Origin of the sequence: Geosporobacter ferrireducens (assembly GCF_001750685.1) — a bacterium.
Lineage (GTDB): Bacteria > Bacillota > Clostridia > Peptostreptococcales > Thermotaleaceae > Geosporobacter > Geosporobacter ferrireducens.
The window spans coordinates 1576240-1592648 of sequence record NZ_CP017269.1; the positions used below are offsets into that span (position 1 = coordinate 1576240).

Here is a 16409-nt window from a genome sequence, read left to right on the forward strand (position 1 = left end):
GCAAACATCCTTTCTATCCTATTATGTATATCGATATATCGCTTAACATAATACTACTTCTTTAAGTTTCTCTTGTCAATGAAGTCTATACTCCTTTTTTCAAATCACTAGTTATTTATTCACAATAAAAAAAGTAAGCCGCTTGAGTTGAATGCACCCCAAGCGGCTTATTTATAATCTATTCGATCACTACTTCATTCTCCGTTGCATCAAGTACTTTCTCATTAGGTACAGATGTCTCAGAGACCCTTTTTTTGACTCACTTACTTTTCTGTCCTTCTCTCTATTTATACCTTTATTTCTATTATTTTGCGTGTATTGTCCAAACCATCCCTTATTGAATAATATGGGTCAAGGGTATACCTTCAAATAACCATTTTCAAATTTCTCGTTATTTTAAGAAATATTATTTATTATTTTCTCTAAGCATATATACACATTACATTGATTTCCTTTACTTAGAAAGTTAAACATTGAAGTCGATATCCGTCTATATTGTAGCATCGTTTTTAAAAGGTGTTTCTTTTGTTATTTTTCAACAACTTAACTCATTTCTCATTTGTTCTTTCCATTTATTAATATTCACAATTGCATTTTTCTCCCCACCTAAATATATATCTTCAATTGTCATAGACCACAATCTTAGTTTACGCTTTCTTTCCTTGCTTGGAATAGGGTTTGTTATTTTGCCCACTGATTTTACTATCTCTCGATTCTTCTTAAGAATATATGGTGTATCCCATTTATTATCATAAGCATCGATAAATAATTTAACTAGATGCTTATATCCTTCTTTTGTATAATTTGATGGATGTTGTATCATATAACATGAAACAAGCCAAAAATGCAGTTCATATAGGTGGGGGTCATTATGCTCCCAAACAAGTGGAAACCCGAATAGCTCATAGCATGAAAATCCATCGGTCTCCTTACTTCCACATTCTAAACATCTACCCGATTTCATAACTGTGTTATTATCCACCATTTATTATCAAACTCCTTTAATAGAATCATTAATTATCAGTTTATCCTATTACGTAACGTAAATGTCAACTTCATTCTTTATCTTAGAAATTTAATAGCAAAGCAGCGCTAACTTATAAACGATCTCAGCATGTGTTGTATACATAGCATGGTAATCAAAACAGCCCTGGGCTTCTCTAGAATTGAGATTCAATGATATTAACTGCTCTTCTTATGTCTTCATCAGTTGCATTACATACACATAGTCGTATACCCTCAGCATGCTTAAAGTCTTCAATATAACAGCTTCTTGTACTGCTAACGAGGACCTTGTTATTTAACAGACTTTTTTCAAGTGCATCGGATTGTACTTCTTTTGTCTCCATATATGCATATAATCCAGTCTCAGGGATATACCAAGCTATTTTATCATTTACCTCCTTATTACATAGCGCTCTTAAAACATCCATTTTATTTTTATAAAATTTTCTTGTTCTTTTTATATGAAACTTGTACATGCTACTTTTTAAATAAACTTCTAGAGCACCTTGTGTAAGGATAGATGTATTTAAATCTATACTGAACTTAAAATCTATAAATTTTTGTTGTAATTTTTTTGGAAGTATTGCCATCCCCAACCTCAATCCTGGAAGTAAGGTTTTTGAAAAACTTCTAATATATATACTTGTGTCATTATCTGCCATGGTGTACATTGGATCTGATTTTTTATCCAATTCAAGATCTGCCAGATAATCATCTTCTACAATATATACGTCATACTTTTCTAATAATCTTATAATTTCTTTTTTGTGTGTATTATTGTAGCAAAATCCAGTAGGGTTTTGATATCTTGGCATTGTATAAAAGAATTTTATATCCCCTTTTTTAAGTATTGCCTCAAGTTCATTTAAGTCTATACCTTCATATGTTCTTTCAATACCAATAACAGGGATTTTAGCACTTTCTAATATTTTTAGCATTACTGAATAGGTAGGTTGTTCAACAAGTACTTTCGATTTGCCTTCCGGGAATGCCATAGTTGCAAGTATGTATAAAGCCTGTTGTGAACCATTTGTTATAAATATATTGTCTGGCTTAGTAAATATTTGAAAATTCATCAAATGTTTAGTCAAAACATTAATTAGCTCGGGCATGCCTTTTGGGGAAGAATAGTCAAAAAGTTTGTTTCCATAGATTGAAATTGCTTTATCCATGCAGTGATAAAAATCCTTGTATGGATTAATTTTATCAGGAAGATAAATGTTTAGCATATCAATAACACTTTTATCTGTACCCATCTTATCTTCACTTTTCATAACATAATAACCACTTTTGGGGACTGCATAAATTAAGTGTTCTTCTTCTAACTGATTATAAGCTTTTATTATTGTATCAGTATTATAGGTTAACGCCTTCGATAACTTTTGAATTGATGGTAATTTTTCACCTGGTTTATACTTTCCAGAATAAATGTTTTTTTTGATTAAATCAGCAACAACTTCGTATTTATACTCCATACTCGCCCACCCTATACCGGTATACATTAAAAATTCTATACTGGTTTCTTCATTTTATTTCCATTAAAATTATTATATCACAAACAAAAAGGAGTAATGTAAAATGAAAACCGTTCCATTTTCATACGATAAACTTAAAAAGATTATATCGGAGTTTCCAACCCCATTTTATATTTATGATGAAAAGGCAATTCGCGAGAACGTTAGAGATTTAATGAAGGCTTTTTCATGGAATGGTGGCTACCATCAATATTTTGCAGTTAAATCTACTCCAAATCCATCCATTCTAAAAATTTTTAAAGAAGAAGGGTGCGGCGTAGATTGTACATCCCTCACAGAATTGATTCTAGCTGATCTATGTGGTTTTTCAAAGGAAGAGATCATGTTTACATCTAATGTAACCCCCTCTAATGAATACGTGCTTGCTAAAAATCTAGGTGCTATCATTAATCTAGATGATACTACGCATATAGACTTTTTAAATAATTGTGCAGGTATACCTGAAATAATATGTTGTAGACTCAATCTTGGTGAAGATATAAAGTATCAAGATAAAGTTGTTATAAATTTTAGAAGTAGTAAATTCGGTTCCACGCAAGACCAGATTTATGATGGTTTTGGATATCTTCAAGAATTAGGAGTAAATCGTTTTGGAATTCATACTCAATTTGGAGCCCATAAAAGAGATGCCGATTACTTTGGAAATAATTCTCGTAAGGTTTTTAGATTCGTAATAGACTTATACAATAATACAGGAATAAAAGTTGATTTTATCAACTTAGCAGGTGGACTTGGTATTCCTTTTTTGCCAGATGATTCCCCAGCTAATATCGAAGCAATAAGCTATTCTATTAAAAAAGCTTATGATGAAACTATTGTAGCTGCAGGGCTTGACCCAATTTCATTATTTACTGAGCTTGGAATATATATGACAGGCCCTTATGGGTATTTTGTTTCTTCAGTGCTGCACGTAAAAAAAACTTATAAGAATTTTCTAGGACTTGATGCTTCCACAAATAGCTTCATGAGTCCTGCAAGGTATAATGATTATTATCATATTACTGTTATGGGTAATGAAAATGAGGCGTGTAATTGTGTATATGATGTAACTGGAGCATTATGTGAAGATAGAGACCGGTTTGCAGTTAATAGACTTCTTCCATATACTAAGGAAGGTAATATTTTAGTATTTCATGATGCAGGTGCATATACTTACTCACATAGCTACAATTTCAATGGAAAGCTTCGTCCAGCAGAGCTGTTGCTCTGCACAGATGGATCAGTAAAGATGATTCGCCGAGCTGAAACTCCAGAGGATTATTTTGCTACTCTTAAATTTTAAATTTGGTAACAGACACTTTGGAAAAGTGCCTGTTACATTCATTATTTTATTCTGTATACAAAAAAGAGCCTTGCGTTAAACGCAATAGCCCCTTTTATATACTATTATTTAAAAAGATATGATGTCTAAATATGACAAGATTTTTGTTATAATTACTAATATTGGCAACGATAACGCAGTTCTAAAAATAAATACTTTAATTACATCCCAAAAATTCAAACCAATTTTACTTTTTACTAAAACCATTCCGGTTTCAGACATAAATACCAACTGGGTAAATGCCAGTACGCCAACAAGAAATCTTGAGCTTTCAGAAGCTGATTCGCTGATAAACAATGCTGGTAAATACATATCAGCAAATCCAGCAACCGATGCTGGTGCCATCATTGCGGCTACTTCTTTGCTGTAACCTATCATCGTATAAACAAACACCAGTGGTGCGCTAATGATATTAAAAAAACCAGTATATTCTGCCACAATCAAAGCTAAAGTCCCTACCATCATAATGATAGGTAAAAAACCAACATATATATTCAGAACACCCTTAAGAGATTGCACCAAGGCTTCTCCAATTTTTACACTATCCGCTTGCTTTATTGCAGAATCATATGCATGTTGTAAGACCGTTTTATCTACTGGAATTTCAATCTTATTCGGGCTCACACCTTCATAATAAGTCGATTTAAATTTCTTAAGTGGCATTCGAGCTGTAATAAAAGCTAATAAGACCGTTACCAATGCAATAGATCCATAAAAAATCGGGAAAATATGTGAAAATCCTAACTCTTCAGCCACTGCAGAAGCAAAGGCAATACCTACAATAGAGAAACTAGTCGCAATAATATAGGCTTCTCTTCTGTTGTAGTATCCTCTTTGATACTGGGTATCTGTTACTACAATACCAATGGTACCATCCCCAACAAAGGATGCAATTGCATCAATCGTTGAGTATCCTGGTACTTTGAATAGCTTTTCAACGATAGAGCCTAATAAAATTCCTATGAATTCAACAGAACCAAAATGTGTTAATAAAGGAAGGGCAATTATACCAACAAAGAATGTTATATACAGTGTCGTTAACAGACCTCCTTCTCCAGCCATAAGTCCTCCAGTATTGCCATCTAGAATAATACTTGCAATACCATAGTTTTCAAACCAATTATTAAGCACCATCAAATATAAGAATGAGCCACCCACTCTAAGCACAACATTCAAAGGTGATGCTTTGAATACAGAATTAATAAAATCATTCTTTGATGAATAAAAAATGAAAAGTACAGTCGTAATTAATACAAGCCATGCACATAGAATAGTGAATCCTATAAACAAATCATAGATATTTCCTGTAATAAAATTCACAATATGTGAAATAGCAATCTTCTTTTCACCGCCAAAACTAAAAGGCGTTAGAAAGAATATATACCCAACAATTGATAAAAATACAAATTTAAATTTACTCATAATACTAGTAGCCCCCATTTTTCTTTGACTTAAGTGCACATTTCCTAGAATAACATAGTCTGTAGTGCGTTGCAATGTATTTTTATGCATTTTTCATTGTTTAAATTGCATGAATATTCATTTCATTCATGACAATGCAAGTGCGTATCCACCTTTCTTTTCTGGTGTAGCTACGCTTCCACTTTACAGATAGCTCGAAATAATCCCTATAATCCTTGAGCCCTTTAATAAAAATCCCCTCAAACCATAAGTCTGAGGGAAAATAAACCACATTTCAGTATTCATTAAAAAACCTTTAAAACCTCTAATATCAGCCTATTTCCGCATCACCCTCAGTACTGTCTCCAAGTGGATTTTGATAGAATGATGATTTCATTTTTCAGAATAAGTAAGTCCCTTTACAAAAAGCTCTTTTACACCGGCTTTTATACGCCTCATCGTGAAGATATATCCTACAAGCATAATTCCAATGCACCACGCGAACGCAATCCATATGTCATTACCGACAGGCTGACCTGACAGCAACGGCAGAAGGTGTGATATAAGGACAAGCGGACTACTTCGCCATCCTATCATTACCCGTTTGTAAAATTATTCTATGTATATAGATACTCAATGTTTAATTAATTGTACGCATCATAGGAGATATGATTGAATCAGATCATAAGATTTGTTACTTATTAACTTAAATGTTTGTTGCTTGCTCTATACACTTTTATTTTTTAGCTTACTTACAGGATTCATTAAAGAACACGGCACATTACACATGCATTTACCACATGCATCTCCAATACCAATAGGATATTCTGGTATGTTATCATCATAAATTTGATCATTGCATCTTTTTTTGTCAACATAAGGATATCCATTATCGGTTGAAATTGCATCAACAACACAATAATCAACACATTTTTTACATGTCCCATTATACTTGTAAAGGCAGTTTTCATTTTCTTTTCTTGTAGTAGGTTTTAATGGCATATTCGTAATAATACTTCCAATTCTACCACAACATCCTTTTTCAGTTATAAACATATTGTGTATTCCAAATGTTCCAATGCCCGCTATATATCCAACATGCCGATGTGACCAATCACTAATTAATAGTTTTTCATCGTAATTATAAGTAGGTGGTAAGACAGTAGAATCATAACCCTTTTCCGTTAACTTTTTATATAAATATTTATTTATATCCACTATAAGATTATTTGTTTCGATATTGGCAATGTCCCATTCTCTTGAACTTTCAATATTCCCTATATTACTCTTCACAATTTTTTCACTAAAAGGCAAGAAAAACGCAATGATAGATTTTGCATCACTAATAAAATCTGATGGCAATGCATGAGAAGTGCTTATTAAGTCTTTAAGATCTGAAAACATAGGGTCAGCAGCACTAGCAATCCCAATAATTGGTTCACGCCAATTGGACTCTGTTCCTTTTAATACTTTATAACTTTTTACATAATCTTTGATTAATAAAGTTACATAATCATTCATATTTTTTCCCCTTTAAAATTAAATTCTACGGTCATAAGAAGCTATTACTATTTTTTAGTAAGTTCCATGATGTTTTAATGCAATTTAAGAACATTTTATCGTAAACTTCAATTCTAGGAGACATTTCAACTGATCTAACTTCATGAGATGATACTCCAATGGGAGGGATTTTGTCATGAAGCATGAAGATAAACATAAACATTGGGTTGAATCGATAGAAGCCTATCGTTTAAGTCGACTCCCTGCAGTTCCGAAGGCAAGCAGGACGGTCTGGAGTGCCTTACTTCATTAGTAGGTATCCAAAATTGAGACGGTCTGAAACTTATCTTTTGCAATAGTCTTCCTTAATCTTCTACTCTGCATATCTTGTAATTAGCAACTTTCTAACTTAAGTAATAGAATAATGATATTCACTATAATATCTTGACATGCTTGCACATTATATCTGACCAGTATCCTGCGCTGAAACTATAGTCTCATCATTAATTGCTTTTTCTTCTCTAAGCGATTGATAGAGGCAGTAGATCATAATCAGCATCAAAAACGCAAATGGGAAGGTAAGGGCAAACGAAACGGCTTGAACAGCTGATAACCCCCCTGCTAACACCAGAGCAACTCCAATTCCTCCTGAAATGATACCCCAAAATACCCTTAGTCCGCTCGAAGGATTTAAATTTCCACTCGATGTCATCATGCTGATAACATACGTTGAAGAATCAGCCGAAGTGACAAAAAATATTGCGACGATAATCATTGTAAGAACTGACAATAATCCTGTCATAGGAAAGTGAGTGAACATTGTAAAAATAGCACTAGTTAGTTCAGTATGGGCAGCTTCAGTAATTCCACCAGTACCAAACATCTCAATATGCATTGCTGATCCGCCCAGAATGGCGAACCATATACAACTTAGAAGAGTAGGTGCTACCAGAACACCAAGCACAAACTCCCGAATTGTTCTGCCTCTGGAGATTCTAGCTAAAAAGCTTCCTACGAAAGGTACCCAGGTAATCCACCATGCCCAGTAAAAAATAGTCCAGGTACCAACCCAATCATATCCGGTGTGTTCTGCCACAACTCCTTGTGTGTCCAGAAAAAAACTCATCCATAGAATGTTCTGTGCGTAGGATCCGATGGATTCTATCATTATATTAATAATGAATCTGGTAGGGCCTGACAGAAAAAGGAAAGCCATTAACATAAGAGCCAGACTCATGTTGATATTACTCAGCCACTTAATCCCTTTTTCAACGCCTGTTACTGCAGATATTATGAACATAACTGTTATGACTGCAATAACCACAATTGATGTAGTTACCGTGTTGGGGATATCATAAACAAAGTTTAAGCCAGTGGTAATGGTCATTGCACCTAGTCCCAGTGAAGTGGCTATACCAAAGAGTGACACAATGATTGTAAAGGTATCTACAGCCTTCCCAGTAGGCCCTTTCATTCCTTTTTCACCAAGGACAGGTAGAAGAGTCGAACTGATCAGCCCGGGCATGTCTTTACGAAACTGAAAGTATGCAAGACAAAGAGCAACCACACCGTAGCTTGCCCAGGGATGTAGGCCCCAGTGGAAAAAGGAATACCTCATGGCTTCAACTGCAGCAGCTGCGGTTCCTGGTTCGGCAAAAGGCGGTCCTGCAAAATGATAGATCGGTTCTGCAACTCCCCAAAAAACCAAACCAATCCCCATACCTGCACTGAAGAGCATTGAAAACCAGCTGAACAAACTGAATTCTGGTTTTTCATCATCTTTTCCCAATCTCATTTCGCCATATTTGCTAAATGCTAACGTGAAACAAACTATTAAAAAGATGATTCCACACAGCAGGTAATACCATCCGAAATTACTAATAAAAAATCTAAAAATTGAATTAAATACTTTTTGAACTCCAATTGGTTTAACCATCGTAACAGCCACAAAAATCAAACAAAAAACCGCTGAAACTTCAGAGATTGTTTTATCGTAATTACCAAAATATTTTTTCATTACTTACCCCCTTTGATTCCATTGGCTAATTTTTACAATCAATTGATTTAACCCTTGAAATATTTCTGTTTCTACTGGGCTGTAATAAATGTGCTTAGGGCTTGCAAATAGACATCTTTCTTTTTAAAAAATCTGCCCCTTACATCTTTATTGTATAACATTCCCTGTTTCATTGTACTTTTTATTTTCCCATTGTAAAAGTTCTGATGCTACATCTCCTGCATAATCTTTGATAAGAGTATTTCCCCAGTCTTTATTTATATATGGAAGTTATTTCTTTATTAGTTATACATTTATACGATGCAATACGAAAAGTATGTTAAGGCCTCTCCTGTCTATAACCTTAACATACTTTTCTTTTTAAAATTATTAATCCAGCTATTCCAAGCTCTTTAACTTTTCTATGTCTTTCATTTTACTGTTTTCAAAGGTTCCAACCATATCATAATCTTCAACGTTTTTCATAGATTTTACATATGCCACACACATAACTAATCCTAGTAATAATATTGGTAACCCGCATACTACCACAGCTGTCTGTAATGCATTCAGCCCACCACTCATTAGTAATACGAAGGCCATGCCTCCCATTAACGCACCCCAGAAGATTTTTAAAATGTTAGGAGCATCCTGTTCATTTTTATTGCTTTCATAACTAGCTGAAGTCATATTCGCAAGAGTGAGTGTCATAGATTCTGCCAATGTAACAAAGGAGAAAATAATAGCTAAAAATCCTAAAATCGTTAACAAGGCTGGTAAAGGTAAGTTCTTTAAAAAAGCAAACATAGCAACCTCTAGACCGAATGTCGAAATCTCACCAGATAAGGATATCCCTTGGAAAAGTTCCATAAAAATACTTGCACTTCCGAATACTCCAAACCATACAACTGCAAATACAGCTGGAGCAAAAAAGTTTACCATTACAAATTCTCTAATGGTTCTCCCCTTAGCTAGCTTTACTAAAAACAACCCTACCATAGGCGCAAACGCTAACCACCAAGACCAATAGAATATTGTCCATCCTCCGACCCATCCACTTTGGAGCGCTGGCTCCAAATATAGGGATTGAGCAAGCATTGTGTTTAAATAGTCTCCCAAGGCCGAAGTTGTATTGTTTAAGATATATAATGTAGGTCCAAAAACAAATACCCAAGCCAATAAAGCAAAATAGATATATACATTTAGATTACTAATCAAAGCAATACCCTTATGCAGTCCAGTACAGGCTGCTACCGTGTAAAATACAGCCATAGCTGCAATGATAGCAAACCAAACCAATATCATAGATTCAAAGCTAATGCCAGTAGTATATCCTAGGCCGCCGGCCAATTGCATAGCACCTATTCCCAGGGAGGTTCCAATGCCAGCCACGATACTAAAAATGCATAGAGCGTCTATTAAGTTTCCTGTAAGTCCATCTACCTTCTGTCCTAAAATGGGGTATAGGCCTGTGCTAATTTTGAATTTTTTTCCGGAATTATAGTATAAAAATGCAACAAACAAACCAAATGACGTATATGTAGCATATGGGTGTAGTGCCCAATGTAAATATACAGTCCTCAATGCAACCTCTGCTGCTTCAGCCGAACTAGGTGTTACGCCTAAAAAAGATGCTGGATTTGTAAAGTTTCCAAGTGGTTCTGCAACACCATAAAACACTATTCCAATAGCAATTCCTGATGTAAGGGCAATTGCAAACCATGTAAAAAACGACATCTCTGGTTTTGCTTCTGGCCCACCTAATACAATACTGCCATACTTACTGAAACCTGCCCATAGTACAAATACAAATAATATACTCATACCCAAAGCATAAAACCAACTAAAATAGGTTATACAAAAATTAAACGCACTACTAGCTATCACGCCTAAAGATTTAGGAAATATTACGCCAAATAATACAACAGCAACCAATAATATGGCAGGTGGAAAAAATATTTGCTTATTGACAATACTAGCTATTGTTTTGTTTTCTTTCATGTTAGCTATCATTCCTTTCGCTATGCCCAAGGCACAAAATTTGTGAATTTTGGAATGTTGTCGGTTACTGCGATGTACTAGCTCAACAAGGTAGATTAAAATTCGAATTTTTTCTTTCTAAATGCCTTTAGATAGTTTTTACAGGATCTATCCTTTCCAGCCAAAGTTTCAGCTACAATGATATTGGCCATCATTTTTTTATCTAATGGGTTTACCATAAGTCCATCAAGTCCCTTTGCTATAGCCATAACAGCGAATATACTATTCATATATTTTCTATCGGGTAAGCCAAAGGATATGTTTGAAAGTCCACACATAAAATGAACCTCAGGAAATGCTCTTCTGATATCTTCAACCGCATGAATAAACTCAACACCAAAACTGTCATTGGTTCCAATAGGCTGTACCAGCGGGTCTAGAAAGATATTCTCAATTTTGACGCCATTTTGTACTAGCTTATTTACTAGTTCATCTGCGATCGTTACTCTTTCCTTTCTTGTTTGGGGCATACCTTTATCACTCATACATAGTGCTACTATCCTTAAATCCGTATTTCTAACAATGGACATCACCTGATCATACCTATCTTTTTCTAACGATATTGAATTGATCATAGGAATTCCTTTAGTGTGAGCAGCAAGTCCTCTTTCCAGAGCTGCTGCACTTGGACTATCTATGCAACAGGGTAAGTCCACAGCCGCTTGTACATTTTTTACAAGCCACTCTAAGCACGCTGCTTCCTCCTCAACAAATATCCCTGCATTAACATCTATATAGTCCGCACCTGCCTCTTCTTGTTCCCTGGCTATCTGCCTGATATACTCACTACTTTGCTCTTTTATAGCTTGCCCAATTACTTTACGACTTGCATTTATTAACTCGCCAACAATATACATACGCCCTCATCTCCCTTTAGTTATTAGCATAAAGCTAACTGAAGGACACAACGTTCGCAACAGTCAGCTTTATCATTAATGTTAATAGATCTCTAATTTATCATCCTTATGCCATAAACTGCTTTACTAACTCTACACATGTAGGTGCATCGATCCCATATCCATCGGCGCCTATTTTTTCTGCATATTCCCGGGATACAGGTGCTCCTCCTACGATTACCTTGGTATCTAATCCTGCTTCTCTTATTTTTTTAATGGTTTCTTCCATGGCTGGCATAGTTGTGGTTAATAGCGCTGAAAGCCCTATTACGGTTGCTCCTGTTTCTTTAATTTTCTCTAAAAAAACTTCTGGTTCACTATCCATCCCCACATCAATAACATCATATCCAGCCCCTTCAACCATCATAGCGCAGAGGTTTTTGCCGATATCATGTAAATCTCCCTTTACAGTTCCAATAATAAATATTCCCTTGCTTTTCGCCTCATCCCCCTTTAACAATGGTTTTATTTCTTCAAGCCCTGCCTTCATCGTCTCTGCCGCCATTAGCATTTCAGGTACATATAGCTCTCCAGCTGAAAACAGCTTGCCTACCTCGTCCATTGCACCAATCAAACCTTGCTCTAGTATTTCTTTTAAATCTGTCCCTGTTGCTATTTCAGCCTTCACTAGCTCTACTATCGCATCCTCTTCAAACTCTAATACAGCATCAAATATCTTTTGAATACTCATGATGATTCCTCCCTTAATTTTAAAATTTGCCTCAATGAATCTATCTATTTATACTTCAGGTCATTAGTAAATTAAACTTTTTTAATGTCCTCCGGCTTCATCCCAATCTTTAACATGTATTCATCCAGTTTCTTTTCTATAACAGGATCTAATTCCGGCTTCACATAAGCCGCCAACTGTTTTTCAATTCTGCTATTCATAGATTCATAAAGAGCCTCGTTAGGATTTTTCCCGGATGGTAAGTTAGACCTCAAACTAACTTGTGGCGTATAGGTTTTTCTACAATTCTTAACTGTATGCTTTTGGTTTAGGAAAGTACCGCCATTGATAGCCACATTTCTTATCGTATCCAAAGCTAGAGTATTTTCATTGACTTCAATATCCTCAGAATAATTAGCATATCTATCTATCACTTCAAAATCTAACATGATTTTTTCGTAACTCATGGCTGCAAATGAGTCTAAAATTCCTGCTGCATGCATAACAAGGTTTGCTTTATATGTATTTGTGTGGAATAAGCACATAGCTGTTTCAACTCCAGCTTGAGCAGTAACCCCTTTTGCATCAGATAAAGCTCCGCCACTTCTACAAGCTAAACCATACTTTTTAGCAAGTAAAGCTCCATATCTCCCAGCCTTTATTAGCTCTGGTGTTCCTATAGATGCGTTTCCTGATTGAACATTTGATCCATAGCATGCAAATTCATACAATACAGGATTCCCTGGATTTACAAGTTGAGTCAAAACGATAGAACTTAACATTTCAGCATTAGACATTGCAATGGCACCGGCCAGTGTAACAGGAGCTGTCCCCCCAGGCATACAGGCTGAACAGACAGCAATTGGTTGATTATACTCACAACCAAGGAGTAGTGTATCTATTGCATTTGCATCTACTCTAAGTGGGCTAGTAGGAGTAGATAGTACTATATATCTCGCTTTTTTTCTTAATTCTTCCTTCCCTCCAAATACAATCTCTAACATATTCATGATATCTTTCTGATCCTTTTTAACCCCTTGAATACCAAAAATCACTTTTGAAGAACGTTTTATTGTGGCATAGATCATTGCTGGTATACTAATATCTGCAGCAATATCTGAAGGCTGTACAAGAATACCCCCATTTACTTTAAATGACTTTTCCATGTGAAATAGATTAGCCATCTTGAGGTAATCATCAAACAAAGCTTCTCTAACGCTACCATCTGTGTTGATAATCATTGGGGATCCATATCCAGGACAATAATTTATATCCCTTGTATTAACATTGATAAAATAGTTCTCATCCCTGCCGTAAACTATAAACTCCTTCGTTGCCATAGCTAAATACTTATCTATTTGCTCCTCTGTAAAGTACGTCCTTCCATTTTCCTGTCTGAAACCATTTGTCTTAAAAATTTCATTTGCTTCCTCGCTACCAAATTCAACTCCAATTTCCCCTAGTATTTTTAAACTCGCTCGATGAATTTCTTCTACTGCCAATAATTCTTTTTCATAATCCATCAATATGACCCCTTTCCTTTAATTTTGAATTTGTTATAATCATAAAGCGAATTCTATGCCAAAAAAAAAACAACCTTCATATACATGAAAGTCGTTGAAATTACTAGTATCTTATTTTTTTATACAAGAAAAACATAATGGATTTGTAATAATTTATTACACCTAATTTCCTCCACGATGCAATTTTGCAATAATATTCAAAATTGTCTGTTTTTATTGCATATAGTACTATTTTAGTACATATTCTGTCAGCTGCTCTAAATTCATATCTAATTTTTTTAATTTATTATATAGAACGCCTCGATGAAGAGATAATTGTCGCGCTGTTGCAGCAATATTTCCTTTATTACTTATCAAAGCATTGAGAATCAATTGCCTCTCATAATGATTTAATTCCTCATTCAAATCTATTTGTTTTGCATCATCAACGCAATGCGGTTTAATAACCTGTTTCTGAGTACTTATCATTTGATTATTAATTAATATGGGAAAAAAATCTAATAATAGTACTTTTTCATAACTATTAGAAAGATTCAATGCACTTTCTACCATATGTTCTAGTTCCCTTACATTACCAGGCCAATGATATCGAAGGCAGGCTTCTAGTAATTTGTCATCTACTGCCTCAAATTGGGTATCAAAGACCGTATTATATTTATTCATAAAATAATATATCAATAGGTTAATGTCTTCAATACGCTCTCTTAATGGCGGTATTCTAATTGTCACAGTAGCAATCCTATAATATAGGTCTTGTCTTAACTGACCTAACGCAATTGCTTTATCGGGTTCTATATTCGTCGAACTTATAACTCTACATTTCACCTCTCTGTCTTTTAAATCACCTATCCTCCTGTACTTTTTTTCCTGCAGTACACGTAATAATTTTGCTTGCATATCGATAGGCATAGAATTGATTTCATCTAGAAATAGAGTTCCCTCCCTTACCTGCTCAAATAATCCTGGTGTCTCCGTGGCTCCTGTAAAGGCTCCCTTTACTGTTCCAAATAGTATACTTTCCAGTAAATTGCTAGGAATAGCTGAACAATTTACTCCTATAAAAGATTCATTATAATCATTACCAGCATTATGAATGCCTTGTGCGAAAAGTTCTTTACCAGTTCCTGTCTCTCCATACAACATAATATTTGATTTATGCTTAGCAACCCTATATGCATTTTCAACACATAACTCAATTGCTGGCGTCTCACCTATAATATCCTCTAAGCTATATCTTGTACCATTAATAGGAATATTTACTTTTTTGCTTTTTCGTAATTGTTGCTGTAGTTCATAGATATGCATGATCATATCATCCATTTTTGTCACATCTTTCGTGATAGAAAAACAACCCATTACTTCATCGTCTTGAGAATATGGATACATGCTATGAACAATATGTACTGTTTTGCCACTGGGAATTGTATAATACATTCTCTCATTCTCAATAGGTTTCTTCCCTTGAATCAACGGTAAAACTACATTTGTATCCCATATATCCTTCTCTTTTTTTCCAACTAGCATATCTCTTGTTTGTCCTTCAACCTTCTCACTAGCCCGGTTCATATAAATTAGGTGCCCTGATTGATCATAGGCATAAATTGCTTCATCAATCTGATCTAATATTCGCTCAAATAAGTTATTTCTGTTCTGAAATTCATGGAGTTTAATATTTAGCTTAAATAATTCTTCTTGCAATTGAGCGAGCCTTTTATTATCTTCATTCATAATAACATTTCCTCCAAACTCAATTAGCTATCCGTTCTTCAGCTTATATTAGTCTACCGTTTTCATAATCTTAGTTGCTAATAAAAACTTGCCAGAATATATTTGTTGCTAACATTTTCAACACAAATTCTCTACTTCCTTCCTGAAAATCATAATATGTTTAAAAAATCAGCCGAAGTGGGAACGACAGACTGTGTAATAAATCCACAAAATGGTTAACATAAAACACAAAGAGTATGCTATAATCCACCTAAGAATTCGGAGAAGGAAAAAAGCAATAGATGAAAATACAAAGGAATTAGTTTATAGAAATACCAAAGCATGTAAGGTTTGTGAATACAAAGACAAATGCACAACGAGCAAAAGAGGAAGAGCCATTACAAGAGATATCAATCAATATATATTAGATAAAGTTGATGAAAGAACCAACAGCAATAAAGAACTGTACAAACAACGTAAAATGATTGTGGAACACCCTTTTGGAACCATAAAAAGATGGTGGGGATATTCGTATTTTCTGACAAGAGGACTAAAGTCAGTGAAAATGGAGGCCTCTTTGACTTTTTTAGCGTATAACATAAAAAGAGTAATCAACATATTGGGAATAAGAGAAATGACAAGCAGATTAATAGGGAAAAAACCACCAATAACCTGCTTAATTTTAAATATCCATTTTGTTCCATGAAAACGACCTCGTTTTGATAAAATAGCTTTAGAATATTTTAGCATTATTACACAGTCTGCCGTCCCCGTTTGCAATGCCATACATTACAGCGTTGCTTATATTGATTAAC

Annotated in this window: 12 protein-coding genes; 2 read left to right on the forward strand and 10 right to left on the reverse strand. The window is 34.7% G+C overall.

Annotated features, from left to right (window positions below; genetic code table 11):
• Positions 1-535: 535 nt before the first annotated feature.
• Complete coding sequence (locus tag Gferi_RS07780; RefSeq protein ID WP_069975193.1) at positions 536-985, reverse strand: DUF5946 family protein; 450 nt, start codon at positions 983-985, stop codon at positions 536-538.
• 175 nt (positions 986-1160) lie between these two features.
• Positions 1161-2480, reverse strand: coding sequence for an aminotransferase-like domain-containing protein (locus Gferi_RS07785; protein WP_069975195.1), 1320 nt, complete (start codon positions 2478-2480; stop codon positions 1161-1163).
• A gap of 103 nt (positions 2481-2583) precedes the next feature.
• On the opposite strand from Gferi_RS07785, the gene Gferi_RS07790 reads away from it, so the two are divergent.
• Positions 2584-3822 (forward strand): diaminopimelate decarboxylase family protein, encoded by a 1239-nt coding sequence (locus tag Gferi_RS07790; protein WP_069975196.1) that lies wholly within the window; start codon positions 2584-2586, stop codon positions 3820-3822.
• Between the two features lie 108 nt (positions 3823-3930).
• Here the strand turns inward: Gferi_RS07790 and Gferi_RS07795 are convergent, their stop codons facing one another.
• The 8 genes from Gferi_RS07795 to Gferi_RS07830 all read right to left on the reverse strand — a co-directional run bounded on the left by Gferi_RS07795 (position 3931) and on the right by Gferi_RS07830 (position 15615).
• On the reverse strand, positions 3931-5283 hold the full coding sequence (locus Gferi_RS07795; RefSeq protein WP_236932710.1) for a YjiH family protein: 1353 nt from the start codon (positions 5281-5283) through the stop codon (positions 3931-3933).
• 705 nt (positions 5284-5988) lie between these two features.
• Entirely contained in the window at positions 5989-6783 is a 795-nt protein-coding gene (locus Gferi_RS07800) for an epoxyqueuosine reductase (protein WP_069975202.1), read from the reverse strand.
• A gap of 439 nt (positions 6784-7222) precedes the next feature.
• A complete protein-coding gene (locus tag Gferi_RS07805) occupies positions 7223-8779 on the reverse strand; it encodes a glycine betaine uptake BCCT transporter (protein ID WP_069975203.1) in 1557 nt (518 codons plus the stop codon).
• Positions 8780-9157: 378 nt separating this feature from the next.
• Entirely contained in the window at positions 9158-10759 is a 1602-nt protein-coding gene (locus tag Gferi_RS07810; protein WP_069975205.1) for a BCCT family transporter, read from the reverse strand.
• A gap of 95 nt (positions 10760-10854) precedes the next feature.
• Positions 10855-11655 (reverse strand): dihydropteroate synthase, encoded by an 801-nt coding sequence (locus Gferi_RS07815; RefSeq protein WP_069975207.1) that lies wholly within the window; start codon positions 11653-11655, stop codon positions 10855-10857.
• Between the two features lie 106 nt (positions 11656-11761).
• Positions 11762-12385 carry a cobalamin B12-binding domain-containing protein gene (locus Gferi_RS07820; RefSeq protein WP_069975209.1) on the reverse strand — a complete coding sequence of 208 codons (624 nt, stop codon included), beginning with the start codon at positions 12383-12385 and terminating at the stop codon, positions 11762-11764.
• Between the two features lie 71 nt (positions 12386-12456).
• Positions 12457-13887: a trimethylamine methyltransferase family protein gene (locus Gferi_RS07825; RefSeq protein ID WP_069975211.1), complete on the reverse strand. Its 1431-nt coding sequence runs from the start codon at positions 13885-13887 to the stop codon at positions 12457-12459.
• A gap of 228 nt (positions 13888-14115) precedes the next feature.
• Positions 14116-15615 (reverse strand): sigma-54 interaction domain-containing protein, encoded by a 1500-nt coding sequence (locus tag Gferi_RS07830; RefSeq protein WP_069975215.1) that lies wholly within the window; start codon positions 15613-15615, stop codon positions 14116-14118.
• Positions 15616-15826: 211 nt separating this feature from the next.
• On the opposite strand from Gferi_RS07830, the gene Gferi_RS07835 reads away from it, so the two are divergent.
• Complete coding sequence (locus tag Gferi_RS07835) at positions 15827-16300, forward strand: transposase (RefSeq protein WP_069975217.1); 474 nt, start codon at positions 15827-15829, stop codon at positions 16298-16300.
• Positions 16301-16409 lie beyond the last annotated feature (109 nt).